Raw genomic sequence first — 26,980 nt, forward strand, 5'->3', positions numbered from 1 at the left:
TAAGTGGACACGGTGCGTTGCGCTCGTGCGACCCCGAGCCGCCAGGCGAGGGGGTGGCATGAGCGCGCCCGGCCGATTCCCGTCCGGTGCTGGCTCGTTCTCCGGGGGCGAGCCCGGCACGCCCCCGGACCGCTTCCCCGGCGACACCCACTGGTACGACCTGCCGGACGACGACGCGGCACCGGAGGAGGACGAGGGCGCCGGGTTCTGGCGGTGGTTCCGGTAGATGCGCCGGACTTTCCCGCGCCCCTCGTGAGGAGGAGCCCCGGTCCGGCGGAAAGGTGCCGCCATCCCGGCGGTCATGATGACGGACACGGCGGCACGCGATCTCCGCACGCGGGTTTCGGCGCGCCGCAGGACGAGGGCGGTCAGAGGGCGGGCTGTTGCTGGGTGATGCAGTGGATGCCGCCTCCGAGCGCGAAGATGTCGCGGGCGTCGACCGCCTCGATCGCCCGGCCGGGGAAGAGCTTCGCGAACAGCTCGGCCGTCTCGGCGTCCCGCGGGTCGTCGAAGGAGCAGAGCAGCGCCAGGCCGTTGGCGAGGTAGTGGTTGATGTAGGAGTAGTCGACCGGCTCGCCGTCCGCCTCCTGGACGGTCGGGGCGGGCAGCTCGATCACCTCCAGAGGGCGCCCTCTGGCGTCTGTGGCGGCGCGCAGTATCGCGAGATTCTCCCGGGTGACCTCGTGGTCGGGATGCGCCGGGTCGGGCTGCACGTGGCACAGCACCAGGCCGGGCCGTACGAACGAGGCCAGCAGGTCGACATGCCCGTTGGTCCCGTAGCCTCCGTAGTCGGCGCTCAGTCCGCGGGGAAGCCAGATCGCCTTCTCCACCCCCAGCAGGTCGCGGAGCTCGGCCTCGACCTCGGCCTTCGTCCAGCCGGGGTTGCGCCGGGGGTCGAGCTGCACGGTCTCGGTGAGGATGACCGTGCCCTCGCCGTCCACGTGGATGCCGCCGCCCTCGCCGACCATCGTGGTGCGACGGCCGGGAACGCCCACCCGGCCGAGGACGGACGAGGCGACCAGGTCGTCCTTCTCGTGCGGGGCCCACCCCCAGCCGTTGAAGGTCCAGTCGACCCCGGTGAGCCGCTCGCCGTCGAACACGAAGGTGGGGCCGTTGTCGCGCATCCAGCAGTCGTCGAGCGGCTGCTCGACCACCTCGACGCGCGGGTCGAGCCAGGTGGCCGCCGACTCCCGCTCCGAGGGGTCGACCAGCATCGTGACGGGCTCATACCGCACGATGGTGTTGGCGACCGACGACCATGCCCGATACGACGCCTCCGCCCGCTGCAGGGCATAGCCGATGGGCCACGACATCCAGGTGCGACTGTGCGGGTGCCACTCCGGCGGCATGAACAAGGGGATCGCTCCTCAGAGGAAGTAGAGGCGGTTCAGCGAGACGGAGTCGGACGGTCCGGACTCCACCGGCTCGCCGTCGAGCGAGACGCGGCCGTGCCGGTCGACGTCCACGTGGCCGAGGCGGGCGTTGCGGACCATGGAGGCGGGACCGATGCCGCGGGTGCCGCGCACGCCGACCCGGCGCCTGCGGGTGGGCAGGCGGTCGCCGGACGCGGCGGCCTGTGCCACGAAGGCGACCGACAGGTCGGCGGCGGTCGCGCCGTGCGCGCCGAACTGCGGACCGAGCACGAGCGGCTCGCAGGTGTCGGTGGAGGCGTTCGGGTCGCCGGTCACGCCGTACGCGGGGAAGCCCGCCTTCAGCACGAGTTGCGGCTTGGCGCCGAAATAGGCCGGTTGCCACAGGACGATGTCGGCGAGCTTGCCCACCTCCAGTGTGCCGACCTCGTGGGACAGGCCGTGCGCGATGGCGGGGTTGACGGTGAGCTTGGCGAGGTAGCGCAGGACGCGCTCGTTGTCGTGCCGTCCGGGGGCGCCTCGCTCGGCCTTCATCTTCCCGGCCATGGCGAAGGTGCGCCTGACGGTCTCGCCGGCCCGGCCCATGCCCTGCGCGTCGGACGAGGTGATGCCGATGACGCCCAGGTCGTGCAGGACGTCCTCGGCGCCCATGGTCCCCGCCCTGATCCGGTCGTGGGCCAGCGCGGCGTCGCCGGGAAGTTCGGGCTTGAGCCCGTGCACCGAGACGATCATCCCGTGGTGCTCGGCGATGGCGTCCCGGCCGAACGGCAGCGTCGGGTTGGTGGACGAGCCGATCACGTTGGGCACCCCGGCCAGCTTGAGCACGTTCGGCACGTGCCCTCCGCCGCAGCCTTCGATGTGGAACGCGTGGATCGTCCTGCCCGACAGCACGGCCAGGGTGTCCTCCACCGACAGGCACTCGTTGAGCCCGTCGGTGTGCAGGGCCACCTGCACGTCGTATTCCTCGGCGACGGTCAGGGCGGTGTCCAGGGCGCGGGTGTGGGCTCCCATGTCCTCGTGCACCTTGAAGCCCGAGGCGCCGCCCTCGACCAGCGCCTCGACCAGGGGCGCGGGGTGGGAGGAGGAGCCGCGGGCCAGGAAGCCGATGTTGACCGGCCAGGCGTCGAAGGCGTTGAACGCGTGCCGCAGCGCCCACGGCGAGTTCACCCCGACCCCCCACACCGGGCCGAACTCCTGCCCGATGATCGTCGTCACGCCGGAGGCCAGCGAGGCCTCCATGATCCTCGGCGACAGCAGGTGCACGTGGGTGTCGATCGCCCCGGCGGTCGCGATGAGGCCCTCGCCGGACACGATCGTCGTCCCGGTGCCCACCACCACGTCGACACCGTCGAGCGTGTCGGGGTTGCCGGCGCGGCCGATCGCGTGGATCCGCCCCTCGCGCACGCCGATCGAGGCGCTGCGCACCCCGAGGACCGGGTCGAGGATCAGCACGTTGCTGATCACCAGATCGCAGGTCTCCCGCACGGAGGCGGCCTTCAGGTGCAGCCCGTCCCTGGCGGTCTTGCCGAACCCGGCCAGGAACTCCTCACCCCGCTTCTGCGAGTCGTGCTCGACCTCCACCACCAGGCCCGAGTCGCCGAGCCGCACCCGGTCGCCCTCGCGGTAGCCGTACGTACTCATCACGCCCCCAGATATCCGCACACGCGGGCCCGCTCCATCGCCGCCTCGAACGCGCCGGGCGCGTCCAGCGGCCCGTCCACCAGCCCCGCGAAGCCGACGGCCACCCGCGCGCCGCCGATCGCGACGAGCGGCACCGTACGGGCGACGCCGGGCTCGAACCGGACCGTCGAGCCCGCGGGCACGGCCAGGCGGCGGCCGTAGGCGAGCGCGCGGTCGAAGCGCAGCCGCGGGTTGACCTCGAAGAAGTGGAAGTGCGAGGTCACGCTGATCGGCACGGACGCGGTGTTCACGACCTCGATCCGGACGCTCTCGGACGCCTCCTCCGGATGGTCGGCCGCGAGGAGCGCGCCCGGGGCGTCGGGGCCCAGCGAGCCGCCGCCGAACGGGTCGGTGACCACCGCCAGCCGGGAGCCGTCGTCGAACACCGCCTCGACCTGAATCTCGGTCACGACATCCGGCACGCCGGGCAATACGTCGTCCGGGCCCAGCACTCCGCGGCCCGCCTCGATCGCCTCGGCGAGCCGGGCGCCTCCGCGGGCCGCCTCGCAGACGGTGTCCGCGATCAGCGCCGTCGCCTCGGGCACGTTGAGCCGCAGGCCCCTGGCCCGCCGGGAACGGGCCAGCTCGGCCGCCGTGAACAGCAGCAACCGATCCCGCTCAGTGGGCGTCAGTCTCACTCTTCCTCCGGATCGCGTCAGGGAGCGGCGACAAGGTTTGAACCGTACTCAAAGTTTGAGCACAGGTCTATATTCGACCGCGAATCAGGACGGAAGGCGCTACGGTGATGCGCATGGTGCGGGAGTCGAAGATCACCCTTGAGCGCCCCGACATGCGGGCACACGTGCTCAAGGCCGCCCTGCTGGCGATCGAGGAGGTCGGCTTCACCCAGTTGCGGATCAAGGACATCGCCGACCGGGCCGGGATGAGCACGAGCCACGTGCTCTACTACTTCGGCAGCCGCGACCGCATCCTCGTCTCCACCCTGCTCATGAGCGAGGCCGACCTCGACGAGCGCCGCGGAGCCGAGCTGGCCCGCCTGGACGCCCACGCGGCACTGGACCGCCTGGTCGAGCTCTACCTGCCGCGAGGACCGCAGGACGTGCGCTGGCGGCTGTGGGCGCAGGTCATCGCCCGGCCGCCAGACGACGAGGAGACCCTGCTCCGGCTCGACGGCTTCTTCCGCTCGTGGGCGGCCGAGCTGGCCGCCATCGTGCGCAGGCTGTCGGACCTCGGCGCGGAGGCGGCCGAGGACTTCGCGGTCAGGCACTGCCGCCTCATGGACGGCCTCAGCAGCGACGTCCTGCTCGGCATACCGGGCCACGACGCGCTCTGGGCGAAGGAGACCGTGCTCGCGTCCATGCGCCGCGAGCTCACGTGACGACGCGCCGGATCAGCGCGGGCCTTTTCGGCCGGACCTCGACGACGACCGCCTGACGACGAAGAGGCGCACACGAACTGCTGAGTTTCCTCTACTCCGGCAGTTGTTGCTATTACCTACCAGGTTTGTGGGATACTCGCTCCATGGGCCCCGACCCGATCCGCTCACCCGGTGAGCGCGCAGAGACCCCGCTGACGGCCGCCATCATGGCGGGACGGTGGATCCGTACGGCCGCCGTCGACGACGAGAGCGGCAGGCGATGGCGGGCCAACCCCGACCCGCACGGCCGGCCGGCGACGCCCGGCGGGCCCGCGTCCCTCCACTCCGGAGCGGCCGGGATCGTGCTGTTCTTCCTGGAACTCGCCGCCGGGACCGGCCACGACGCCTACCTGGAGGACGCCCGCGCGGGCGCCCGCTATCTCGCGAAGACATGGCAGCGGCAGGCCGACGTGTCGCTCCACCACGGCCTCGCGGGAGTCGTCCTCGCGCTGACCGAGGCCGGCTGGGCGCTCGGCGAGGAGCGTTTCGAGAACGCCGCTGTCGCGGTCGCCGACAGGATCGTCAGGAGCGCCCGCGCGTTCGACGGCGGCGGCATCGGCTGGTCGGGAGATCCCACACTGCGCGGTGACGGCGGCGTGGTGCTGGGGCTGCTGCGCGCCGCGGCGGCGCTCGGCGTGCCGGCCTACGAGGAGATGGCCGTCGAGGCGGGACGGCGGATCGCGCGGCTGTCCGCGCCCAGGGAGCGACCCGCGGCGTGCCCGGCCCTGTCCGCGGAGGCGGCCCAGCCCGGCTTTCTGTCCGGCACGGCGGGGACGGCCTTCCTCCTCGCCCGCCTGTACGGCGCGACGGGCGAGGAGGCGTTCCTCGACGCGGCACGCCGCGGCGCGGGCCTCGTCCGCGCCGCCGGCGTCCTGGCCGGGGAGAGCGCCATGGTCACCGACCACCTGGGCTACTGCTCGGGCTCCGCCGGGATCGCGCGGATGTTCTACGAGCTCTATCGGGTGACCGGTGACAGAGACGACCTGGAGTGGGTGAAGCGGCTGGCCGGAGGCGTCAGGGAGTCCGGCGCGCCTTTCCGGCAGACCGCGGGACTGTGGAACGTCGCCTGCCAGTGCTGCGGCACCGCCGGCCTGATCGAGCTGTACGTGGGACTGTGGGCGGCGACCGGGGAGCAGGAGCACCTGGAGTTCGCCCGCAGGCTCGCCGACCACCTGATCGGCCGGGCGACCGGCTACGACGGCAGGGGATACCGCTGGTACCAGGCGTACCGGCGGCAGCGCCCCGGAGAGGTGACGGCCGACACCGGCTACCTGACCGGGGCGGCGGGGATAGGGGCGGCCCTGCTGCACCTGGACGCGGCGGGACAGGCGGACCGGCCGCGCCGCGTGATCCTGCTGCCCGACAACCCCTTCCCGCCCATCCCCATGCCGGCCGTCGCCCTGCGGAGGCCGGCCGGCTGACAGCGGCAGGTGAGGAGGCGCATGACTTCCATGATGGACGGCCCTGGAGTAAGGCGCGGCGCACGGCGTACGGCGCCGGAAGCGGAAACCCCGCCCGGCGTCCGCAAGCCGCTGCCGCCCCGCCTGTTCGCCGTGCACGGCACGAACGCGGAGACCCGCTGGGAGGCGCTGCGCGGCGAGGACTACCTGACGCCTGACGAGCTGTTCTTCGTCCGCAGCCACACGGCGACACCGCTGATCGACGCGGCCACCTGGCGGCTCACGCTATGGGGTGACGCTCTGAGCGGCGGACCGGTCGCGTTCACCTACCAAGACCTTCTCGGCATGCCGGCCGAGACCGTGACCGCGTTCATCGAGTGCGCGGGCAACGGGCGCCGCCTGTACGGCGAGCAGCAGAACCAGGAGGTGTCGGGCACTGCCTGGCGGCTGGGTGCGGTGGGGGTGGCGCGCTGGCGGGGCGTGCGGCTCGCGACGCTCCTGGAGAGGGCGGGGATGAGCGACAGGGCCGTCGCGCTGATGCCGCGCGGGCTCGACGCCGACTACGTCGAAGCGGGGGAGAACCTGGGGAGGGTGCGGCGCCCGCTTCCGGTGGCCAAGGCGCTGGACGACGTGCTGGTGGCCTACGAGATGAACGGGCGCCCGCTGCCGCCCGACCACGGCCATCCGGCGCGGCTGGTGGTGCCCGGGTGGGTGGGCGTCGCCTCGATCAAGTGGCTGGGGGACATCGAGGTGTCGGAGCGGCCGCTGGAGTCGCCGTGGAGCACGCGGCTGTACCGGATGCACGGCCCCGGTCACCCGCCCGGGGGCGGCCCGCCGCTGACCCGGGTCGGAGTGAAGAGCGCCTTCGAACTGCCCTGGCCGGCCCGTCTCGAGGCGGGACGCGAGCATCTGCTGCGCGGCCGGTCGTGGTCGGGCGGCGGGCGCGTGGTCCGGGTCGAGGTCAGCGACGACGAGGGCGTGTCGTGGCGGGCGGCCCGCCTGCGCGACGATCGGCACCCGCGTGGCTGGGTTCGCTGGACCTTCCCCTGGACCCCGCGCGAGGCGGGGAACCTGCGCCTGCTCGCCCGGGCCGCCGACGAGACGGGCGCCGTGCAGCCGGATCGCGCGGCGTACAACGTCCTCGGCTACGGCTTCGACGCGGTGGTGCGCCACCCCGTCGTCGTGACCTGACCGGTGCCGAAGAGGCGCCTCCGCCTGGGAGTGAAGACAGGGGCTTCGGCGGTCCGCTGATGACCTGAGTCGCAGACCGCCGGATCTCGACCCTCGCCGTTCCGGAGCTTTTCCGGTAAAGCGAGTAGGAAATATTGACTTTTGCGCCCTGTGATCGTACGTTCGGTGGTATGAGCCAGGGCGTTCGTCTGACCCGGCGTTCGAGCGTGGACTACGGCCACGTCGCCAGCGCGCAGTGTCGTGAATTGTGAATCTTCCGTCGTCTTCGTGCCGATGAGGAGCCGGCCGAGAGCTTGGCCGCCCTCCTCGCGAGCCGTGCGTGACCGTGTCACACCCGGTCCCGCCTCCATCCGAATCCCTGATCCCGCGCCGTGATGCCAGCGGCTGTGAGATCGACCTTGTGAGCAGCCGCGACCTTCCGGAGGTTTGCCATGACGGAGACTCTGCTCGGCCCCGACCTCGACGCCGACGACTACAAGCGCGCGCTGGACGCCGACGACTACAAGCGCGCCCTCGCGGTGCACGCGGCGGGCGTCGTCGTGATCACGGCGCGGAGCGGGGGAGTGCCGGTGGGGTTGACCGCGACCTCGTTCTCCTCGGTCAGCCTTGACCCGCCCCTCGTCTCCTTCTACGTGGACCAGTCGTCCACCACCTGGCCGTCGCTGCGCGCGGCGGACCACTTCGCCGTCAACGTCCTGGCCAGCGACCAGGCCGATCTCGCCGCCCGGTTCGCCCGCAAGGGCGTCGACCGGTTCGCCGAGCCCACCCGGTGGCGTCCGGGACCGCTCGGGGCGCCGCTGCTCGAGGACGTCTCCGCGCATCTGATCTGCCTGCCCTACGAGCGGGTCGGCGTGGGCGACCACGTGCTCGTCGTGGGGCTGGTGACGCAGGCCGAGGTGCGCGGGCCGGGGCGTCCGCTGCTGTACCACCAGGGCCGTTTCGGCCGGTTCATCGCCCACCCGTGATCCCGCTCCCGCTCCGCGCGAGCGCCCGTTCCAATCTGGAGGACCGTCTGTTGACCACTCGTAAGCTCTTCGACGCGGACACAGGACACTCTGAGCGGCACGAGGCGGTGGCCTCGTGAGCTCTCTCGTGGTGCTGGTCGGCAATCCGCGCGGCGGTTCCCGGACCCACCTCGCGGCCCTGGCGGCGGCCGAGGCGGTGGGGCGCCGGATCGGGCACGAGGCGCCGCCCGAGGTCGTGGACCTGTCCGCGATCGGGCCGCACCTGTTCACCCCCGGTCCTTCGCCGACCGTGGAGGTGGCGCTGGAACTGGTCGCCGGCGCGCAGGTGCTCGTGGTGGCCAGCCCCACCTACAAGGCCACCTACACCGGCCTGCTCAAGGCATTCCTCGACCGCCTCCCCGGCGGCGCGCTGACCGGGACGGTGGCGCTGCCGCTGCTGGTCATGGGCTCCCCCCGGCACGCGCTGGCCGTCGAGCTGCACCTGCGTCCCGTGCTGGTCGAGCTGGGCGCGCTCGTGCCCACCCCCGGCCTGGCGCTGCTCGAGGCCGAGATCCCCGACCTCGACCGGGTCCTCACCGACTGGACGGATCGCGTCGCCGCACAGGTGGCCGCGGCGCTGGAGAGGCGGGCGACCGCGTGACGACCACCCACGTTCCCGCGTACGCGAGCCCCGCCGACGTCGCCGCCTTCGGCCCGTACGGGCCGGGCAGGACCGACCGGCCGGGACCCCTCTACCCCTTCCAGGGCCGGATCACCGCCGACGGTTCCGGCGGCCACCCCGCCGAGCCCGGCCGCTACCACCTGTACGTCGCCTACGTGTGCCCGTGGGCGCAGCGGGTGGCCATCGTCCGCGACCTGGCCGGGCTGAAGGACGTCGTCTCGCTGTCGTACGTCGACGACGAGCGCGACGCGCGCGGGTGGGCGTTCCGGGAGCGGCGCGGTGCCGACCCGGTGAACGGCTTCGCGCTCCTCGCCGAGGCGTACGACGCCACCGAGCCCGGATATCCCGGCCACATCTCGGTGCCGGTGCTGTGGGACCGGCGGACGAACCGGATCGTGAGCAACAACTACCCCGACATCCCGGTCGACCTCGGCACCCGGTTCGCCGAGTGGGCCGACTCGGGCGTGGACCTCTATCCGGAGGACCTGCGCGACGAGATCGAGGCCCTGGACGAGGAGATCGCCCGCGACCTCGCCCAGGGCGTGCACCTGGTGGCCAGGGCCGCCACGCAGGAGGAGTACGAGCGGCGGCGCGGCGAAGTGCTCGCCGCGCTGGATCGCCTCGACGCCCGCCTGGCCGACCGGCGGTACCTGTTCGGGGACCGCCTCACCGAGTCCGACGTGCAGCTCTGGGTGGTCCTGGCCAGGTATGACCTGCTGCACAACCCGCTCGCCGGGATCGGCGAACGGCCGCTGACGGACTATCCCAACCTCTGGCCGTACGCGCGGGACCTCTACCGGCTTCCGGCGTTCCGGGAGACGACCGACTTCGCCGCCCTCCGGCTCACCGCCCGGCCCGCCAACCTGGGCGACGGGCCGGTGCGGATCGCGGTCGAGCCCCGGGAGGCCGACTGGGACGAGCCGCACGGGCGCGCGGCGCTGACCGGACAGCGCGGGTGACCATGCGCCGTGACGCGGCCGCCGGCGGATCTTAATGAGGTGCGGCGGATAGGCGGGTTTTGCGAGTCTGGGACGCATGCAGGCGACCCTGACCGTGACTCCCGCGCAGCTTCCGGAGGTGCTGCTGCACGTCGCCGTCGTTCGCCCGGTGTTCCTGTGGGGTGCGCCGGGCATCGGCAAGAGCTCGCTCGTCCGCTCGTTCGCCGACTCCCTCGGCCTCGACTGCGTGACGCTCCTCGGCACGCAGCTGGCTCCGGAGGACCTCATCGGCGTGCCGCAGATCGTCGGAGACCGCAGCCGCTTCGCCCCGCCCGAGACGATCGCGAGGCAGGAGCCGTACTGTCTGTTCCTGGACGAGCTCAACGCCTCCTCCCCGGAGGTCCAGAAGGCGTTCTACTCGCTGATCCTCGACCGGCGCATCGGCACGTACGAGCTGCCGGCGGGGTCGGTGGTGATCGGCGCGGGAAACCGGGCGACCGACAACGCGCTCGCGAGGCCCATGCCGTCCGCGCTGGTCAACCGCATGATCCACGTGCATCTCCGGGCGTCGGCCGACGACTGGCTGAGCTGGGCGGCCACAAGCGGCATCCATGCCTGGATCGTCGACTACCTCGTCCAGCGCCCCGACCACCTGTGGAGCGCGCCGCCCAAGACGGAAGAGCCGTTCTCCACGCCGCGTGGCTGGCACATGCTGTCCGACGCCATGCACTCCTACGGTGAGCGGCTGGACGACGAGACGCTGGGCATACTGGCCTACGGCACGCTGACCGCCGCGCACGCCTCGGCCTTCCGCGCGTACGTGAAGACGGTGCGGCACGCGTACGACCTCGACGCGGTGATCAAGGGGGACGTGGGGTGGCCGCGCCGGCCCGAGGACCGCGACCTGCTGTACTTCCTGTCCGAGACCTTCCGGGCCCGGCTGGTCAAGGAGCTGCCGCAGTCGAAGGAGCACGCCTCGCCCGCCGGCCGGCAGCTCGCCTTCCGGGCCAAGAACCTGCTCGTCGAGCTGGCGGGGATCTCGCTCGAATGCGCGCAGCTCGTCATCGCGGCGGGCGACGACGGCGCGCCGGTGCTGCCGTCGTGGTTCCTGGTCGAGGTCGGCCGCGACCTGCCGCGCCTGGCCGCGGCCCGGACCTGAGGCGGCGGGGAGCCGACATGCCGCGCAGGAAGCAGAAGAAGGCCGACCCCTGGCGCGACGCCGTGCTCAAGGGGTGGGAGGAGGTGCGCTCCCACCCGCTGTTCCGCCACCTCGGGGGCTACCTGTACGCGGAGGACGAGCACGTGCTGCCCCACGACCGGTGGGCCTACATCACGCCGGACGGCGGCGTGTACCACCACCCCAGAAGGCGCGCCGAGGCGGGCGAGTGGGCGTGGGTGTTCGCGCACTGCCTGCTGCACGCGGGGTTCGGGCACCTGGACCCGCGCAACGCCCTGCCCGAGGACCTGGACAAGGAGCACACCCCTCGGTGGGAGCAGCCGCGGCGCGCTCCCCGTCACCCATACCTGGCCGCCTGCTGCCTGAGCGTGGACAGGTTCCTCGCCACCCTCAAGATCGGCAGGGCGCCGGAGCCGCGGCCGCCGGTCCTCCCTCCGGAGGACGAACGGACGCTGGCCGGTCTGTGGCGCACGTCCGGGGTGCCCGCCGAGTTCGACGTGCCGGCCTTCCCGGACTTCTTCGCCGGCACGGTCGAGACGGCCAAGGCCCACGACTACGAGGAGGCGTTCGCGCTCGGGGTCGCCGCCGCGGCGGCGACGGCGATCGAGGTGGCCGGGGGCGCGCGCGACTCCGTCCGGAGCGCGGTGAAGAAGCCGTGGGACCACGCGCTCGGCTGGTTCGTGTCGTCGTACCCGCTGCTGGGGGCGCTGGCGGCGGGCATGACGATCGTGGCGGACGCGGACCTCGCCCGGGGCTGGGACATCTCGGTGGCCGCGGTCAACGCCGAGGCGGCCGAGATCTACGTCAACCCGCTGGTCTCGATGACCGCCGAGGAGTGGCGGTTCGTGCTGGCCCACGAGATGCTCCACGCCGCGCTGCGGCACGGTGAGCGTACGGGCTGGCGGGAGCCGTACCTGTGGAACGTCGCCTGCGACTACGTGGTCAACGGCTGGCTGGTCGAGATGGGCGTGGGGGAGATGCCCGAAGGGCTCCTCCACGATCCGGAGCTGCGCGGGCTGTCCTGCGAGGCGGTCTACGACCGGATCGCGCGGGACCTGCGTCGCCTGCGCAAGCTCGCGACGCTGCGCGGGCGCGGCCTGGGCGATGTGCTCGGGCAGCCGCTGCCGCGTCCCGGCGCGCCGGGACGTCACGTGGACCTGGACGAGTACTACCGCAACGCCCTCGTCACCGGCCTCGCCTACCACCACAGCGGGGGCAGGGGCACCCTGCCGGCCGGTCTCGAGCAGGAGATCCGGGCCCTCGACCACCCGCCCCTGCCCTGGGACGCCGCGCTCGCGCGCTGGTTCGAGGAGCACGTCCCCGCCGTCGAACGACGCAGGTCCTACGCCCGGGCCTCCCGCCGCCAGTCGTCGACGCCGGACATCCCCCGTCCCGGGTGGCTGCGGCCGGAGGAGACGGTGCGCCGGGCCACGTTCGGGGTCGTGCTCGACACGTCGGGATCCATGAACGCCCGCCTCCTGGGCAAGGCGCTCGGCGCCATCGCGTCGTACGCGACCGCGCGCGACGTGCCGCGCGCCCGGGTCGTGTTCTGCGACGCCGTCGCCTACGACGCGGGATACCTGCCGGTGGAGGACGTCGCGCGCAGGGTCCGCGTGCGGGGACGCGGCGGGACGATCCTCCAGCCGGGCGTGGACCTGCTCGAACGGGCCGAGGACTTCCCGCGGGACGGCCCGATCCTGGTCATCACCGACGGGGAGTGCGACGTGGTGCGGATCCGCCGCGAGCACGCGTTCCTGATCCCCGAAGGCGCCTTCCTGCCGTTCGCCCCGCGCGGCCCGGTCTTCCGCATGAGCTGACCGGAGCGTCCCGCGCCCGCGCCCGGTCCCGCCGGGTGCGGGCGCGGGTCACGGACGGCAGCGGTCCGGGTCGGCGCGCAGGAAGGCGTCCCGGTCCGTCTTCACGGTCTCGTCGCCTCCCGCCCAGGCCGGCACCTGCCCGCCGCCGAGGCCCGCCAGGTCCGCCTGCGTGAACGGCACCCTGCCGCGCAGTGACCGGCCGCCGACGACGCCGTTGACGGTCGCGAACGTAGGGCACGCCCTCCCGCAGCGCGGTGAGGCTGTCGTCGGTGGACCGCCAGCCCTCGGGCGGCGCCCGGAACGCCCGGACGTCCCGCACCGCCGCGCCGGCGCCGCCGTTGTGCACGCTCCAGGCGACGGTGTCGCCGCCCTCGGTGTCCTCCAGGACCGCGCCGTCGCTTCGTCGGGGGATCACCGCCGGTTCACCGGGTGGTCGGCGTGGTCTCCTAGCGTCGCCTCGCGACCAGCGACAACGAAAGGCAACCGATGGCAACCACAGTTCGCTCCCTACTCGCGGCCGGCCTCGCCGTGCCTCTGCTTTGGGCCGCCGCCACCGCGCCCGCGTCGGCTGACGCTACGGCCGGCTGGCGGACCGGCGTCCTGGCCGGCGGCCCGGGGGCCGCGCCCGGCGCCATCACCGGTGTGGACTACACCGGCCCCGGCGGCGTTCACGGCGTCACCGGCGCCGACGGCTCGTTCCGCTACCGTGGCAACTGGCCCGTGCGGTTCGGCGTCGGCCAGGTCGAGCTCGGCCACGCCAAAGGCGCTCAACTGGTGACCCCGTTCCAGCTGAGCGGCGGAGCGCAGTGCACGATCGACGAAGCCCTTACCCGCGAGCTGGTGTTCCTGGAAGCCGTCGACGGGGACCGCGATCCGGACAACGGCATCTCGATCTCCGCGCAGACCCGCGCCAGGGCGGCGGGCGTGGGCCCGGTGCGAGTGTCCGATCTCGACGATGCCGCGCTCACCTCACTGGTGCGTACCGTCACCGGCGACGCGACGGCCACCCTGCCCGACGCAGCCGCGGTGCTGGCCCGCTTCCGCGACCAGGTGGACGGCGAGCAGTGGACCGAGAAGTCCGTCCAGGAGTTCACCGGTCCCGCCGACGAGATGCGGCAGATTTACGACATGAACGAGGCGGGTCAGACCCCGCCGGTCGACATGCTGAACCGGCAGGAGGGCCTGCTCCGGTCGCAGGGCGTGGCCACTGACGGGCGCAGCTACGTCTTCTCCTGGCAGTACGGCCTGACACGCACCATGACCGATGCCCGGCAGACGGTCCTCACCCGAAACACGCTGGCGATCCCACCCCAGATCGCGGCGTACGGCGGCAACCACATCGGCGACATCGACTACCACGACGGCAAGATCTACGCGCCGATCGAGGACGGCGACAAGCCGAAGGGTGAGATCGAGTACCTGCACCCGTTCATCGCCGTCTACGACGCGAAGACCCTGCGGTTCACCGGTGAGTACCACGAACTGCCGCAGAACCTGCACACCCAAGGGGTTCCGTGGGTGAGCGTGGACGCCGCGCGGGGTGTGTTCTACACGGCCGAATGGGACGACACGAAGGTACTCAACGTCTTCGACCTGCACACCTTCACGTTGATCCGCACTGTGCCGCTGAGCCAGACCCTCCGCCGCATCCAGGGCGCGAAGGTCTACCACGGGATGCTCTACGCCTTCGCCGACATCGGCGCCTCACTCCCGCTGTACAAGATCGACCCCGAGTCGGGTCACGTGATCACCGTGCACCACGTCGACATCTCCTCGTCGGCCGGCGAGGGTGAGGGCCTGGTGTTCCTGCCGCGGCCCGACGGCACCCTGCTGCACACGCTGGACATCGCGCCGGACGAGGTCACGACCAACTTCCGCAACCTGGCCCTGACCAAGCCCTCGTTGCGCGACCAGGTCTGCTTCTCCTGACGCCCCATGTAGTGGCCCGTGGCGTTCACGGGCTCACCCCACGTCGCCGGACCGTTCCCGAGGTGTCGCGCTCGAGGCAGTCCGACAAGGCGGGACAGCACCGCCGGTCGGCTTCTCAGCGGTCGCGTTCGCGCTGCAGCGCCGCCAGCTCGGCGCGGTTGGCCACGCCGAGCTTCGCGTACACGTGCGCCAGGTGGGTCTTGACCGTGCTGCGGCTCATGAACAGCCGACCGGCGATCTCCGGGTTGGACAGGCCCGCCACGGCCAGCCGTACGACCTCCTGCTCCGCGGGGGTGAGGCCGGCCCAGCCGGTGGCGGGACGACGGCGTCCGCCGTACGCGCGGCGGGTGAAGGCGATGGCCTCCTCCAGATCCATTCGGCGGCCTTCCGGAGCGGCCGGGACGCTCGGCCGGTGCGGCCGGGGGTAGCCGAGCTCCTCCCGGGCCCGATCGCACGCGCCCATGATGCGGGAGCCGGTGGTGGCGTCGGCGCGCAGGCGCAGGGCCTCCAGATGCAGAGTGACGGCGCGCGCCTCGTCGAGGAACGCCTGCTGCTCAAGAGCGTCGGCGATCAGGCGCGGCATCTCCAGGGCCCGGGCGGCATCGAGGCCGGCCGCGCAGGCACGGGCCGCGCCCTCCGGGTCGCCGGCCTGCCGCAACGCCGCCGCCAGGGCGATGCGGGTCTCCGGGGTCAGCAGCTCGTCCGGCTGCTCGCCGCCGCGCCAGGCCACTCCTCGCGCATCGCGGGCGGCAGGGCGGGCGGCGCCGTCAGGAGGCGGGTCGCTCGCGGTACAGCACGAGGTGCTCGTGGTAGAGCACGCCGTCGCGTACGTCACCCGTCGCGGTGAAGCCGGTGTCGTCGACGTAGTCGATGTGACTGCCCGTGACGCGGTAGCGGCCGGTGTAGGCGCCGGCCCGTCCGCCCCGCGCCTCGTCATAGCGGCCGTCCGCACGCAACTCCTGGCGGATGTGACCGTCCGCGGTGACCCACATGCCGACGACGTCGATGTCCTGGCCGTCCGCCGAATTCATGGTCATGGCGAAACCTCTCGATCGTGGTGGGGATGTCCTGCGTCACCGAGTCTGGGCCGCGCCCCGCGCGCCGGCCAGGACGCCTTCCGCCTGGGTGCGACACACCCAGGCACCCGGTTGCGACGCCGCATGGCCTGACGACATGGCCGACAACGACCTGGGCGAATTCCTCCGCGGCCGCAGGTCGGGCCTTCGGCCCGAGGAAGTCGGCATGGCGAGCTACGGCACCCGCCGTGTCCCCGGACTGCGCCGCGAGGGAGTCGCGGTGCTCGCCGGCATCAACGCCGACTACTACACGTGTCTGGAACAGGGCCGGGAGCGCCACCCCTCCGCCCAGGTGCTCGACGCGCTGAGCCGCGCACTGCGCCTCGACGGCGAATCTGCACCGGCTCGCCGGCAGACCGACGTCGCGGGCCGTGTGAGACGATGATCGGCCCCGGCCGGTGGCGCCGGGACACGGTGACGAGACGCCGACGGAGGGCTCCACGGTATGGCTGTCATCCATCGCACGACCCTGACGCCCAGCAAACTGGAGCTGCTCACCTCGTGGCTCCCCTCCCGGCCCTGGTACGAAGGCGGAGGGCGGCGGCCGGAGCTGACGAAAGCCGGCGGCTTCCGGCTCGACGACCCGCAGGGCGAGGTCGGGATCGAGTTCATGGTGGTCACCGATGCGTCCGGCGACCGGCCGGTCTCCTATCACGTGCCGCTCACCTACCGAGGGGCGCCGCTGGAAGGAGCAGACCACGCTCTCATCGGGATGGCGGAGCACGGCGTCCTGGGACGGCGCTGGATCTACGACGGCGCCCACGACCCGGTCCTCGTGGCACGACTCCACGCCCTGTTCCAGGGCGACGCCGAGCCGCAGGCCCAGAGTGTGAGCGACACCCCCGACCTCTCGGTCACCTGGAGCTTCACGGGAGCCGCCGCTCCGGGCCCGATCCGGCCGGCGGCCGTGGCCGACGCGCCGCACGCCACCGACATCGTCGTGGACGCCGCCACAGCGAATGACGCCGCGGACGACGACCGGGGCGGGAGGCTGACCATGCGCGTGATCCGCGTCCTGCGGCCCGGCGAAAACGACGTCGCGGACGCCCTGGGCCACGTGACGGCCGGTTGGCGGCTGCCGGACGGCGCCGAGGTCCGCGGTGTGTTCGCCGTCGTCACGGACGCCGGGGACTCCGCAGGGGAGGCGGGCGGGGACCCGGCGTCCTGACGCACGTCGTGGCGCCAGGGCCGCGGCCGCCGCGGACGGCGGCGCCGCGTCGTCGTCCTCCTCCGAGGCCCGCGCGACGTCGCCCGCCCGAGCCGGGTCGGAAGAGGCCCCCGGCCGGGCGATGACGCCCGGCCGGGGGCCCTCCCATGTGATCGACCTATGTCAGCCGTCGTTCTCCGACGACGGGATGTAGGCGCCCGGCACCTGGTCCGGCGTGTAGATCTTGGTCTCACCCGGATAGGGCTTGGCCCAGTCGTGCGCTTCGTACCACGAGAAGTGGTTCATCTGCGCGGGGTTGGCGTTGTCGGCCTTGGCGTCGGGCCCGGTGAGCCGCTGCTGCGACTTCCAGGCCCCCCACTTCCCCGCGACCTCCTTCTTGTCCGCCGGCACCTTCCCCGACGGCGGGGCCGCGGCGTTCGGGTTCTGCGGCGCCGGGGTGTCCGCACCGCAGGCCGGCGGGGTCGACAGGCCCAAGGTCAGCGAGGTGCGGTTCGGCACGGCGTCGAACGGCGTGTAGTCGGGCTTGTCGGTGAAGGCCGCGGCCATCGGGGTGGCGGCGCTGTCCTTCTGGTTCATCGGCTGGATCCCGAGGATCTGCTCGATGGTGCGGATCATGGTGATCTGCGTGTAGTAGTGGCTGTCCACGATGCCGTGCCGGGCCCAGGGGCTGATGATCTGGATCGGGGCACGGTGGCCGTCGACGTGGTCGAGGCCGGCCTGGGAGTCGTCCTCGACCACGAAGATCGCGGAGTCCTTCCAGTAGGGGCTGTGCGAGATGGTGTCGACGATCTTGCCGACGGCAAGGTCGTTGTCGGCGACCTGAGCGGCCCCGTTCGGCGGACCACCGGTGTGGTCGCTGGAGAGCCAGAACATGTTCAGGTTCGCCGGCCCGTTGGCCTCGAAGTCACGCTTCCAGATCTCGTACCGGTAGATGTCCGGGACGCTGGTGTCGAACTTCGGGAAGCCGTGCACCGACACGTCGTTGAGCGACGGGATCGGCGAGGACGAGTTCAGGGTGTAGGCCGTGTTCTGCCCGGTCGCCTGCATGTTCTTGGTGTCGCAGTACAGGTTCTGCCAGGTCGCGCCGGCCGGCTTGGTCAGGAACTGGTGGAACTCGCCGAAGTTCCGCACGGTCTTGCCCGCCGCCTGCGCACCGGTCCAGATGAAGCCGGTCCGCTGGTGGCCGAGAGCGTCGTCCTCGGTGTCGTAGCTGCGCAGGTACTCACCGGCCGAAGATTCGGTGTACTCCGGGTTGTCGGCCTGCATCAGCCAGTTGTGACCCTCGGCGGAGTTCGTGCCGATGTCGTACGCGTTGTCGTACAGCCCGAACTGACGCGCCAGCGCGTGCTGGTTCGGCGTCACGTTCTCGCCGTACTGTGCCAGCGAGGGGTCGCCGTTGCCCTGCGGGATGTCGCCGAAGACCTGGTCGTAGGTCCGGTTCTCCTTGACGATCAGGAAGACGTGCTTGATCGTCGAGGGGTCGCCGAGGCGCTTCGGGACCGCCACGGCCTTCTGCTTGTTGCCCTCGGCCCGCTTGACGTCGTTCTTGCCCCAGCCGTTCTGCGCGAAGACCGTGGCCGTGTACTTGGCGATCTCCCTGTCGTCCGGCAGCGTGAACCGCTGCAGGCTCGACGTCGTGTCGTGGGTGCCGTGCCCGGCGCTGCTGGTGGGGCGGCGGGCGTCGATCCCACGGGTGTTGGAGACCAGCACGTCGTCGCCGATGGTGGTGATCTCCGCGGGGAAGTAGTCCGTCGGGAGCAGGCCGACATAGCCGACCGGCTCCTGCGGCGACGTGAACCGGTAGACGGCGACCGCGTTGGCGCGGCCGAGCGTCACCAGCAGGTGACCGTCGTCGGTGAGCGTCACCGCGTCGGGCTCGTAGCCCACCGAGGCCTGCGGCCACGGCTGGGTGGCGATGGTCTGGACGACCTTGTCGCTGGACGTGTCGATGACGGAGATGTCGTTGGTGGCGGTGTTGGTGACGAACAGCGCCCCGTTCTTGGCGTACAGGGCGGTCGGGTGCAGACCGACGTCGATGCTCGTGGGGGCGGCGGCCGGGTTCGCCAGGTCGATGACGCTGACCGTGCCGGTGGTGGTGGCAGCGGTCACCGGGTCGGCCACCACCGGGGTGCCGTAGGAGTTGATCGTGGTGTCGCCGGGCTTCGCCGGGCGGCCGCCCTCGTTGCCGACGTAGAGCTTGGTCCCGACCATGACCATGTCACGCGGGGCGTTGCCCACGGCCCAGCTCTGCCGGATGGCCCCGGTGGCCGTGTCGATGGCGACCACGCGGTTCTGGCCGTTGACGGCGGAGTACACGGTGGAGCCGTCGGGCGAGAACACCGCCTCGCCCACCAGCGCGCGCTTCGAGCCCTGTGCGGCGATAGTGACGTTCGTCGGGTTGGCGAGGGTGCCGTCGGGGTTCACGGTGAACCTGGTGTAGCCGTCGGCCCGGCCCAGCCACAGCTGGGAACCGTCCGGCGAGTACGTGGGGCCTTCCTGGCCCACGTCGTTGCCGCTGATGCGCAGGTGCGCCGCCGCGTTGTTGCCGACGAGCTGTCGCACCGTCCAGGTCTTCAGGTCGACGATGGCGAGCGCCATCCCGCCGTCGGTGATCGAGGCCGCGAGGTGGGTGCCGTCCGGGCTGACCGAGGACGACATGATCTTGCCGTTGTTGATGACGAGGCGCTCGCCGATCGGGTCGATGTACTGGTCGCCGGACACGACCAGGCCCTTGCCTGTGGTCTGGCCGACCTGGTCGGTGCCGAACATCTCGGTGGAGGCGTAGGCGACGCCTCCGCCGGCGACGACGAGAGCGGCGGTGGCGGCCGCGAGGAGGCGGGTCCGCCGGCCGGTGCGTCCAGGGAACAGCCTGAGAGGGACCTTCGCGACGCGCTGGCGCGTGACGTGCATGAATCATTCCTTCGAAGTGCTTGCGAGCAGGTCGACGTTGCCGTCGAACTGCCACAGGGGGTTGGGCGCGTCCCCGGTCGGGGTGCGCACCTGGAAGTAGCCGTTCACCTCCTTGGGCCCGTCTCCGTCGGCGACGTACCGCCCGTCCGCGGTGACGTCGAGCTGGTAGATGGCGGAGCCCACCGCGCTCGCGCCGGGGAGGTGCCAGGACACGACACACCGCCAGTCGTTGCCCGGTCCCTGGTCGGGGACCCGGGAGTCGCCCTTGTCGCAGGACGCGCCGGCCCGCAGCCGGGTCTCGGTGACGTCGGGCCGATGGAGCTGGCGCGTCTGCAGCCGGTAGAGGTGGGCGTACGCCGTGGCGAGGGAGTCCTGCAGCTTCCCCCGCTCTATCCCCGTGCCCGTGGCCGGGGTCGCGCCGGCGATCACGCCGGCGCTGAGGGCGACCAGCCCGGCCAGGGGCAGGACCGCCGCCACGACGACCCGGCGGCCCGACCCGTCGTACGCGAGGTCGGTGAAGTCGCGGCGCAGGAACAGGCGGTAGGCCAGCACGGTGGCGGTGACCGCCCACGCCAGGCTCACCGCGAGGCCGATGAGGAGGGGCCCCGCCTGCGCCGGGCTGGTGAAGAGCCCGCGCCAGGCGAGGAAGGCGTGGCTCGGCAGGGCCAGCCGCACGGCCACCGGCAGCGGGAGCAGCTGCGCGAGCTGCAGCACGAAGGCGAGCAGTGCGGGCAGCAGCAGGCCCATCGGCGAGCGGCCCAGGGCCACCGAGCCGAGGAGGCCGACGGCGGCGAACGCCAGCGTCGGCGCCACCGCGCAGGCCCACGCGAGCAGGACCGTGCCGGCGGCGTCCGCCGGGGCGAGGAGATGGCCGTCCAAGCCGATGAGCGGCCGGTTGCCGACCGCGGCCAGGCCGCCGATGATGCCCGACGCGGCCAGCCCGGCCACCAGCAGCAGGATCACGGTGAGGCTGGCAAGGGTCTTCCCCACGAAGATCCGTCGCGGGGAGCGCACCGCCACGAGGAGGTGTCGCCAGGTGCCCAGCCGGTCCTCGACGGCGAAGACGTCGCCCGCGACGAGCGCCGTCAGCAGCGGGAGCGCCCAGGTGCAGGAGAAGTCCAGCACGACCAGCGCCCCCGCCCAGCCGGTCGCGTTCATCCAGCGGCCGAAGACCGTGTCGGCGGGGAGCGAGCTCTGCAGGCTCACCGCGGCCACGAAGGCCGCGGGGGCGATCCAGCAGGCCAGCAGCAGCAGGCGGATCCGCCACTGGGAGAGCAGCTTGACCAGCTCGAACCGGTAGCCGTTCAGCACGGGCGCCGGCCGGGCGCTGGCCCGGGGCCGGGTGACGGTCGCGGTCATCGCGGGTCCTCCTGGTCGGTCTGCGCGGGCACGGTGCCGATCAGAGCGCCGGTCAGAGCGTCGGTCACGGTGCCGGTGAGGGTGCGGGGCGCGGTGCCGGTCAGGGGGCCGGGCACGGTGCCGGTCCCGGTCAGGGCCAGGAACGCGGCCTCGAGCGGCGTCACCACGGGGCCCAGCTCCCGGAGCGCCACGCCGGCTCCCACGAGCCGCACGACCAGCTCGTCGAGGGCCGGCTCCGTCCCGCGGACGACGACGTCGGCGTCCGGCCGTTCACCGGGGTCGTGGCCGGACACGACGCGGAGCCCCGGGGTCCGCGACGCCAGCCGGTGGGCGGTCGCAGGGTCGGAGGTGCGCAGCCGGTAGTCGAGCTCGCCGCTCTCGGCGGCGAGCTTGCTCACCGGACCGGAGAAGACCACCCGTCCGGTGGCGAGGATGGTGACCTCGGAGCACAGCGCGGCGAGGTCGTCCATCCGGTGGCTGGACAGGACCACCGCTGTCCCGTCCGCGGCGAGTCCGGTGATGACGCGGTGCACGTGGTGCTTGCCTGCGGGGTCCAGGCCGTTGGCGGGCTCGTCGAGGACGAGCAGTCGCGGCTTGGCGAGCAGCGCGGCCGCCAGCCCGAGCCGCTGGCGCATCCCCAGTGAGAAGCCCCGGACCCGGTCGTCGGCGACGTCGGTGAGCCCGACCTGCTCCAGCACGTCGTCCACGCCGGCGGTGGGACCGGCGTCGTACGGGCGCAGTGAGGCCAGGGCCGAGAGGTTCTGCCGTGCGGTGAGCGAGGGATAGAGCCCGGGGCCGTCCACGAAGCCCGCGACGCCGTCGGGGACGGCGAGCGTCCGCCCGACCTGCGCACCCAGGATCTCGAGGCGGCCGCTGTCCGCGACCGCCAGGCCCAGCAGCAGGCCGAGGAGCGTCGTCTTGCCCGCGCCGTTCGGGCCGACGAGGCCGTGGACCTGCCCGTACGCCACGTCGAGGTCGACTCCGTCGAGTGCGACCACCTCACCGAAGGACTTCGTGATCCCGCGAGCCCGGACCGCCGGGCTCCTGTCCATGTCGGTTTTTCGCATCCGTGTCCTTCCTCGGCACCCGGCACCGGTCGCAGGTTCGGCGGTCGGTGCGGCAGCGGAGAAAGTTAGTCAGGCTAAGGACGCGAAAAGGTGTGTATTACGACAACAAAGGATTTATGTGGCGTGAATAGACATGCGTGATTTATTTGGGTGTGGTCACCGCGAATTTCATGTGAATGACGGGTTCTCGTCGATCAAGCGCCATCACCGTCCTGTCGGGTGCGGCGCCTTCGGGTGCCGGCAGGTGGCGAACACGGATTCGCGTTCGGCGACGGCGGCGATGCCATTTCGCGATGCGAGGTCGCCCGGCCCCGGTCCGTACGACACGCCGATGCCGGAGACCTGCTCCGCGAGGAAGCGGGAGGACTCCGGCACTCGCACGACGGCGTCGCCCAGGACCGGCCGCGGGGCCCGTTACGCGCGGGGGCGGCGCAGGACGCGGACCTCCCGGGGGGCCAGGGTGGTGTCCTGGGCCAGGGAGGGCCCGGGGAGCGGGTCGCCGGGGATCGCGGACACGTCGACGTGCCGGTCCGTGCGGTTGATCAGAAACCAGTAGTCGTCCGTCCCGTCGGTGCGGACGGCGAGGTCGACCAGGCCGCGGGCTTCGGAGGGCAGCTCCGAGGAGACCTCGGCGACGTCCAGCAGGCGGGGGAGGACGACCCCGAGACCTTCCGGGCCGAGGCGGGTGGAGACGTACGACGCCGATCCCGTTCCCGCACGGCGCGTGGTGACGGCGGGGCGGCCCGCGTGGTCGCCGGTCTTGTACGTCGCCAGGACCTCGGTCGCCGGGTCGGCGAGGTCGATCCGGTCGGTCCACAGGGTGCCGGACACGCCGAGGTCGAGGTCGACGGCCTCGCCGTCCAGCAGGGGGCCGAACTCCTCGATGCGGATGCCGAGCAGGTCGCGCAGGGCTCCTGGGTAGCCGCCGAGCCACACGTGGTCGTCCTCGTCGACGATGCCGGAGAAATAGGTGGTGACGAGGTGCCCGCCGGAGGCGACGTGGTCCGCCAGCCGCCGGGCCAGAGCGGCGGGCACGACGTGCAGGATCGGCGCCACGAGCAGCCGGTAGCCGGTGAAGTCGGCGTCCCGGCCGATGACGTCGGCGCGGACGCCCGCGTCGAGGAGGGCCGAATACCAGTCGAGGGCCTCCTGGCGGTAGCGCAGCAGCGAGGTGGGGTGGGAGTCGAGCTCGCCGGCCCACCAGGACTCCCAGTCGAACACGATCGCCACGGGGGCCTGCCGCCGCCGGGTGCCCGCGACCGGCGCGAGGGCGGCCAGCGTGGCGCCCAGGTCGGCGACCGACCGGAACACGTCGCTGTCGGTGCCCGCGTGGGGGACCATCGCCGAGTGGTACTTCTCGGCTCCGCCCGCCGACTGCCGCCACTGGAAGAAGCAGACCGCGTCGGCGCCGTACGCGACGTGGGTGAGCGAGTCGCGGGCCAGGCCGCCGGGCTTCTTCGCCAGGTTGACCGGCTGCCAGTTGACCGCGCTGGTGGAGTGCTCCATCAGATACCACGGCCGGCCGCCGGCGAGCGAGCCGGTGAGGTTCGCCGAGAAGGACAGCTCGTCCTGGGCCTGGGGACCGGTCAGCAGATAGTGGTCGTTGGAGACGAAGTCGACCTCGGCGGCCCAGTCGGCGTAGTTCATGCCCTTGGTCTCGCCCATGACCATGAAGTTCGTGGTCACGGGGATGCCGGGGGTCAGCTCGCGCAGGACGTCCCGTTCCGCGCGCAGGTAGTCCTTCAGCGCGTCGGAGGAGAACCGCTTGAAGTCCAGTTGCTGGGTGGGGTTGGGGTAGGAGGCCGCCAGGCGCGGCGGCAGGATCTGCGCCCAGTCGCTGTAGCGCTGGGACCAGAACGAGGTCGCCCAGGCGCGGTTCAGCTCGTCCAGGGTCCCGTACCTGGCCCGCAGCCACTCCCGGAAGGCGGCCGCGGCGTCGTCGGAGAAGTCGTAGACGTTGTGGCAGCCGAGTTCGTTGGAGACGTGCCAGGCGGCCAGGGCGGGGTGGCCGCCGTACCGCTCCGCGAGGGCCCGGGTCAGCCGCAGCGCGTGCTCGCGGAAGACGGGCGAGCTCGGCCGCCAGTGCTGCCGCGCTCCCGGCCACACCGTGTGGCCGTGCTGGTCCACCGGGAGGATCTCCGGGTGCTTGGCGGTCAGCCACGGCGGCGGCGAGGCCGTCGCCGTGGCCAGATCGACCGCGATGCCGTTGGCGTGCAGCAGGTCCATCGCCTCGTCGAGCCAGTCGAAGTCCCAGACGTCCTCGCTCGGCTGGATCCGCGCCCACGAGAAGATCGCCAAGGAGACGATGTTCACCCCGGCCGCCCGCATCGCGCGCATGTCCTCGTCCCAGATCTCACGAGGCCACTGCTCCGGGTTGTAGTCGGCGCCGTACGCCATCCGGGCCCGCCCGGGCTCGGACGGCCAGCGCAGCCACCGGTGGCCGTGGTCAGATTGCACAACGACTCCTGCTCTCGACTTCAGACATGGTTACGTGAACATGGCGACGGGCGGACACCCGGGGACGAACGTGATCCGGGCTACTTGACGGTGAAGCCCTGCTCCTCGCCGTACTTCAGGGAGGCGTCCTGCCAGGCCTTCAGCCCGTCCTGCAGCGTGGTGGAGGAGGTGTACGCCTTGCCGACCGTGTCGTTGAAGATGCTGTTGGCGTAGACCTGGAAGGGCAGGTAGGACCAGCCGCTGACGACCTGCGAGGCGGACTCGGCGAGCACCTGGTTGACCTTCTGGCCGCCGAAGTAGGGGAACTCCTTGTCCTGGAACTTCGGGTCCTGCAGCTGGGCGGTGGTGGCGGGGAAGGCGCCGCCGTCGATCCGGGTCTGCACCCCTTCGTCGACGTTCGCGTACTTCAGGAAGGCGTAGGCGAGGTTCTTGTTGGCGCCGGCCTCGGGGATCGCGAGCGAGCTGCCGCCGTTCTCGGCGGTGGACCTGCCGCCGGCCTCCCACTGCGGCATGGGCGCGACCCGCCACTTGCCCTCTCCGGCCTTGACCCCGGACTCGAGGTTGGCGGGCATCCAGGCGCCGATGACCAGGGTGGCGATGGTGCCGTCGCCCAGGCCCTTGTACCAGGCGTCGCTCCAGCTGGTGGCCGGCGCGAGCAGCTTGCCGTCGATCAGCTTCTGCCAGGTGGCGGTGAACTTCTGGGTGCCCGGCTCGGCGAAGTCGATCCCGACCGTGGTGCCGTCGACGGTGTACGGCTTGCCGCCCGCCTGCCAGATCATGCTGGTGGTGAAGCCCGCGTCGCCGGTGTCGTTGGCGATGTACGCCTTCGGGTTCGCCTTGTGCAGCTTCTCGGCGTCGGCCACGAACTCGTCCCAGGTGGCCGGGACCTTGAGGTCGTACTTGTCGAAGACCTCCTTGTTGTAGAACAGCGCCATCGGGCCGGAGTCCATGGGCAGGCCGTAGACGCCGTCGCCGACGTGGACGGAGTTCCACGGGCCGGGGGTGAACGTGCCGTCCAGCTTGCCCGCGCCGAAGGCGTTGAGGTCGGCGACGGACTTGGCGAGGGCGAACTGCGGCAGGGCGTAGTACTCGACCTGGGCGACGTCGGGCACCCCGGACCCGGCCTTGATCGCGTTCTGCAGGGCGGTGTACTGGTCGTTGCCGGTGCCGGCGTTGACGAGGTTGACCTTGACCTTCGGATACTTGGCCTGGAAGTCCGCGACGACCTGCTTGAGCGTCGGCTCCCACGCCCAGACGGTGATGGAGCCGCCGGTGTCGAGCGCCTTCTGGATGTCGGCGTCGGAGACGCCCGCCGACGCCGCGGGGGCGGCGGCGGTGCCCGAGGAGCCCTCGTCGCCGGAGGAGCCGCACGCGGTGGCGAGGAGCGACACGGTCAGGGTCGCGCCCAGCAGGAGGGCGTGACGACGGATTATCGCCATGGATGTGCCTTTCTGAGTTATCCGGGGAGACAGACGTCGGTGGGGGCGGTCATTCCTTCCCGGTCATTCCTTGACGCTTCCGGCGGCCAGCCCCGACTGCCAGTAGCGCTGGAGCAGCAGGAACGCCGCGATCAGCGGGACGATGGTGAGCAGCGATCCGGTGATCACGAGGTTGAAGACCGCCTCGCCGCCCGCCGTGAGGGCCTGCTGGTTCCACTCCTTGAGGCCGACGGTGAGCGGATACCAGGCGGGGTCCTTCAGCATGATCAGCGGCAGGAAGTAGTTGTTCCAGGTCGCGACCACGTTGAACAGCAGCACCGTGACCAGGCCGGGTGCCAGCAGCGGCAGGCTGATGCGGAAGAAGGTGCGGAACTCGCCCGAGCCGTCCACCCGCGCCGACTCGAGGATCTCCTTCGGCACGGCGTCGGTGGCGAAGGTCCACATCAGGTAGAGGCCGAACGGCGAGACCAGCGACGGGATGATGATCGCCCACGGGGTGTCGGTCAGGCCCATCTTGGCGAACATCAGGAACGTGGGAACGGCAAGCGCGGTGCCGGGCACCGCCACCGCCCCGATGACGACGGCGAACACCGCCTTCTTGCCGGGGAAGTCGAACTTCGCCAGCCCATAGCCCGCCAGCGTCGCCAGCAGGGTCGCGCCGCCCGCCCCGACGACCACGTACAGCAGGGTGTTGAGCAGCCAGCGGACGAAGATCCCGTCGTTGTACGTGAAGGTCGTGCCGATGTTGTCGAACAGGGCGAAGTCGCCGTCGAACCACAGGCCGAAGGAGCCCAGCAGCCCCTCCTGGGTCTTGGTGGCGTTGATCGCGAGCCACACCAGGGGGAGCAGCGTGTAGACGAGCATGAGCGCGGTCAGCACGGTCAGCGTGGCGCTGCGGCGGTCCTGCGGGGACCGCCGCCGGATCGCGTTCCTGATCACCAGAGGGCCGCGGGCCGGGGTGGCCTTCCGGCCGGTGGCGGGAGCGGTGGTCGCCATGG

Annotated in this window: 25 protein-coding genes; 12 read left to right on the forward strand and 13 right to left on the reverse strand. The window is 71.9% G+C overall.

Annotation, left to right across the window (positions count from 1 at the left end; translation table 11 throughout):
- Positions 1–58: 58 nt before the first annotated feature.
- A complete protein-coding gene (locus tag ABZ857_RS31535; protein WP_357050113.1) occupies positions 59–226 on the forward strand; it encodes a hypothetical protein in 168 nt (55 codons plus the stop codon).
- Positions 227–368: 142 nt separating this feature from the next.
- Here ABZ857_RS31535 and ABZ857_RS31540 read toward each other — a convergent pair whose 3' ends face one another.
- Genes ABZ857_RS31540 through ureA form a run of 3 tightly spaced genes read right to left on the reverse strand, consistent with a single transcriptional unit; the run spans position 369 to position 3,688 of the window.
- Complete coding sequence (locus tag ABZ857_RS31540) at positions 369–1,349, reverse strand: agmatine deiminase family protein (protein ID WP_357050258.1); 981 nt, start codon at positions 1,347–1,349, stop codon at positions 369–371.
- Between the two features lie 18 nt (positions 1,350–1,367).
- Positions 1,368–3,011 carry an urease subunit alpha gene (locus tag ABZ857_RS31545; RefSeq protein ID WP_357050116.1) on the reverse strand — a complete coding sequence of 548 codons (1,644 nt, stop codon included), beginning with the start codon at positions 3,009–3,011 and terminating at the stop codon, positions 1,368–1,370.
- Positions 3,011–3,688: an urease subunit gamma gene (gene ureA, locus ABZ857_RS31550; protein WP_357050120.1), complete on the reverse strand. Its 678-nt coding sequence runs from the start codon at positions 3,686–3,688 to the stop codon at positions 3,011–3,013. Before ureA ends, ABZ857_RS31545 begins: the two co-directional genes overlap by 1 nt.
- A 113-nt stretch (positions 3,689–3,801) precedes the next feature.
- Here ureA and ABZ857_RS31555 point away from each other — a divergent pair, with 113 nt between their 5' ends.
- The 8 genes from ABZ857_RS31555 to ABZ857_RS31590 all read left to right on the forward strand — a co-directional run bounded on the left by ABZ857_RS31555 (position 3,802) and on the right by ABZ857_RS31590 (position 12,577).
- On the forward strand, positions 3,802–4,389 hold the full coding sequence (locus ABZ857_RS31555) for a TetR family transcriptional regulator (RefSeq protein ID WP_357050123.1): 588 nt from the start codon (positions 3,802–3,804) through the stop codon (positions 4,387–4,389).
- A 143-nt stretch (positions 4,390–4,532) separates the two neighbouring features.
- Entirely contained in the window at positions 4,533–5,849 is a 1,317-nt protein-coding gene (locus ABZ857_RS31560) for a lanthionine synthetase LanC family protein (RefSeq protein ID WP_357050126.1), read from the forward strand.
- Positions 5,850–5,870: 21 nt separating this feature from the next.
- Positions 5,871–7,019, forward strand: a complete 1,149-nt coding sequence (locus ABZ857_RS31565; protein ID WP_357050129.1) for a sulfite oxidase — start codon at positions 5,871–5,873, stop codon at positions 7,017–7,019.
- Positions 7,020–7,450: 431 nt separating this feature from the next.
- Entirely contained in the window at positions 7,451–7,984 is a 534-nt protein-coding gene (locus ABZ857_RS31570; RefSeq protein ID WP_357050132.1) for a flavin reductase family protein, read from the forward strand.
- Between the two features lie 115 nt (positions 7,985–8,099).
- Positions 8,100–8,624, forward strand: coding sequence for an NAD(P)H-dependent oxidoreductase (locus tag ABZ857_RS31575; protein ID WP_357050135.1), 525 nt, complete (start codon positions 8,100–8,102; stop codon positions 8,622–8,624).
- Positions 8,621–9,604: a glutathione S-transferase C-terminal domain-containing protein gene (locus ABZ857_RS31580; protein ID WP_357050137.1), complete on the forward strand. Its 984-nt coding sequence runs from the start codon at positions 8,621–8,623 to the stop codon at positions 9,602–9,604. The genes ABZ857_RS31575 and ABZ857_RS31580 overlap by 4 nt, the downstream gene beginning before the upstream one ends.
- 76 nt (positions 9,605–9,680) lie before the next feature.
- The gene (locus tag ABZ857_RS31585; RefSeq protein WP_357050140.1) at positions 9,681–10,742 is read left to right on the forward strand and encodes a MoxR family ATPase; all 1,062 of its coding nucleotides are present in this window, start codon (positions 9,681–9,683) and stop codon (positions 10,740–10,742) included.
- A 17-nt stretch (positions 10,743–10,759) separates the two neighbouring features.
- A complete protein-coding gene (locus tag ABZ857_RS31590; protein WP_357050143.1) occupies positions 10,760–12,577 on the forward strand; it encodes a hypothetical protein in 1,818 nt (605 codons plus the stop codon).
- Positions 12,578–12,625: 48 nt separating this feature from the next.
- Here the strand turns inward: ABZ857_RS31590 and ABZ857_RS31595 are convergent, their stop codons facing one another.
- Positions 12,626–12,757 carry a hypothetical protein gene (locus ABZ857_RS31595; RefSeq protein WP_357050145.1) on the reverse strand — a complete coding sequence of 44 codons (132 nt, stop codon included), beginning with the start codon at positions 12,755–12,757 and terminating at the stop codon, positions 12,626–12,628.
- Between the two features lie 306 nt (positions 12,758–13,063).
- On the opposite strand from ABZ857_RS31595, the gene ABZ857_RS31600 reads away from it, so the two are divergent.
- Positions 13,064–14,506: a hypothetical protein gene (locus ABZ857_RS31600; protein ID WP_357050148.1), complete on the forward strand. Its 1,443-nt coding sequence runs from the start codon at positions 13,064–13,066 to the stop codon at positions 14,504–14,506.
- A 115-nt stretch (positions 14,507–14,621) separates the two neighbouring features.
- On the opposite strand, the gene ABZ857_RS31605 is transcribed toward ABZ857_RS31600, so the two are convergent.
- The gene (locus tag ABZ857_RS31605; RefSeq protein WP_357050151.1) at positions 14,622–15,236 is read right to left on the reverse strand and encodes a helix-turn-helix transcriptional regulator; all 615 of its coding nucleotides are present in this window, start codon (positions 15,234–15,236) and stop codon (positions 14,622–14,624) included.
- Positions 15,237–15,273: 37 nt separating this feature from the next.
- Positions 15,274–15,543 carry an Atu4866 domain-containing protein gene (locus tag ABZ857_RS31610; RefSeq protein WP_357050154.1) on the reverse strand — a complete coding sequence of 90 codons (270 nt, stop codon included), beginning with the start codon at positions 15,541–15,543 and terminating at the stop codon, positions 15,274–15,276.
- 136 nt (positions 15,544–15,679) lie between these two features.
- Here ABZ857_RS31610 and ABZ857_RS31615 point away from each other — a divergent pair, with 136 nt between their 5' ends.
- Together ABZ857_RS31615 and ABZ857_RS31620 are read left to right on the forward strand one after the other, a co-directional pair.
- Positions 15,680–15,967 (forward strand): helix-turn-helix transcriptional regulator, encoded by a 288-nt coding sequence (locus ABZ857_RS31615; protein WP_357050156.1) that lies wholly within the window; start codon positions 15,680–15,682, stop codon positions 15,965–15,967.
- 60 nt (positions 15,968–16,027) lie between these two features.
- A complete protein-coding gene (locus ABZ857_RS31620; protein WP_357050159.1) occupies positions 16,028–16,750 on the forward strand; it encodes a 1,4-alpha-glucan branching protein in 723 nt (240 codons plus the stop codon).
- Between the two features lie 162 nt (positions 16,751–16,912).
- On the opposite strand, the gene ABZ857_RS31625 is transcribed toward ABZ857_RS31620, so the two are convergent.
- From ABZ857_RS31625 to ABZ857_RS31655, 7 genes are all read right to left on the reverse strand, one after another.
- A complete protein-coding gene (locus ABZ857_RS31625) occupies positions 16,913–19,660 on the reverse strand; it encodes an alkaline phosphatase family protein (protein WP_357050162.1) in 2,748 nt (915 codons plus the stop codon).
- A gap of 3 nt (positions 19,661–19,663) precedes the next feature.
- The gene (locus tag ABZ857_RS31630) at positions 19,664–21,019 is read right to left on the reverse strand and encodes an ABC transporter permease (RefSeq protein ID WP_357050165.1); all 1,356 of its coding nucleotides are present in this window, start codon (positions 21,017–21,019) and stop codon (positions 19,664–19,666) included.
- Positions 21,016–22,086, reverse strand: a complete 1,071-nt coding sequence (locus ABZ857_RS31635; protein WP_357050168.1) for an ABC transporter ATP-binding protein — start codon at positions 22,084–22,086, stop codon at positions 21,016–21,018. Before ABZ857_RS31635 ends, ABZ857_RS31630 begins: the two co-directional genes overlap by 4 nt.
- Before the next feature lie 204 nt (positions 22,087–22,290).
- Positions 22,291–22,467 carry a hypothetical protein gene (locus ABZ857_RS31640; protein ID WP_357050171.1) on the reverse strand — a complete coding sequence of 59 codons (177 nt, stop codon included), beginning with the start codon at positions 22,465–22,467 and terminating at the stop codon, positions 22,291–22,293.
- A gap of 33 nt (positions 22,468–22,500) precedes the next feature.
- The gene (locus tag ABZ857_RS31645) at positions 22,501–24,543 is read right to left on the reverse strand and encodes a beta-galactosidase (protein ID WP_357050174.1); all 2,043 of its coding nucleotides are present in this window, start codon (positions 24,541–24,543) and stop codon (positions 22,501–22,503) included.
- Positions 24,544–24,623: 80 nt separating this feature from the next.
- Positions 24,624–25,982 carry a sugar ABC transporter substrate-binding protein gene (locus ABZ857_RS31650; protein ID WP_357050177.1) on the reverse strand — a complete coding sequence of 453 codons (1,359 nt, stop codon included), beginning with the start codon at positions 25,980–25,982 and terminating at the stop codon, positions 24,624–24,626.
- 63 nt (positions 25,983–26,045) lie between these two features.
- Complete coding sequence (locus ABZ857_RS31655) at positions 26,046–26,978, reverse strand: carbohydrate ABC transporter permease (RefSeq protein WP_357050180.1); 933 nt, start codon at positions 26,976–26,978, stop codon at positions 26,046–26,048.
- Positions 26,979–26,980: the final 2 nt, after the last annotated feature.

The organism is Microbispora sp. NPDC046933 (assembly GCF_040644635.1).
In the GTDB taxonomy this organism is placed as follows: Bacteria; Actinomycetota; Actinomycetes; order Streptosporangiales; family Streptosporangiaceae; genus Microbispora.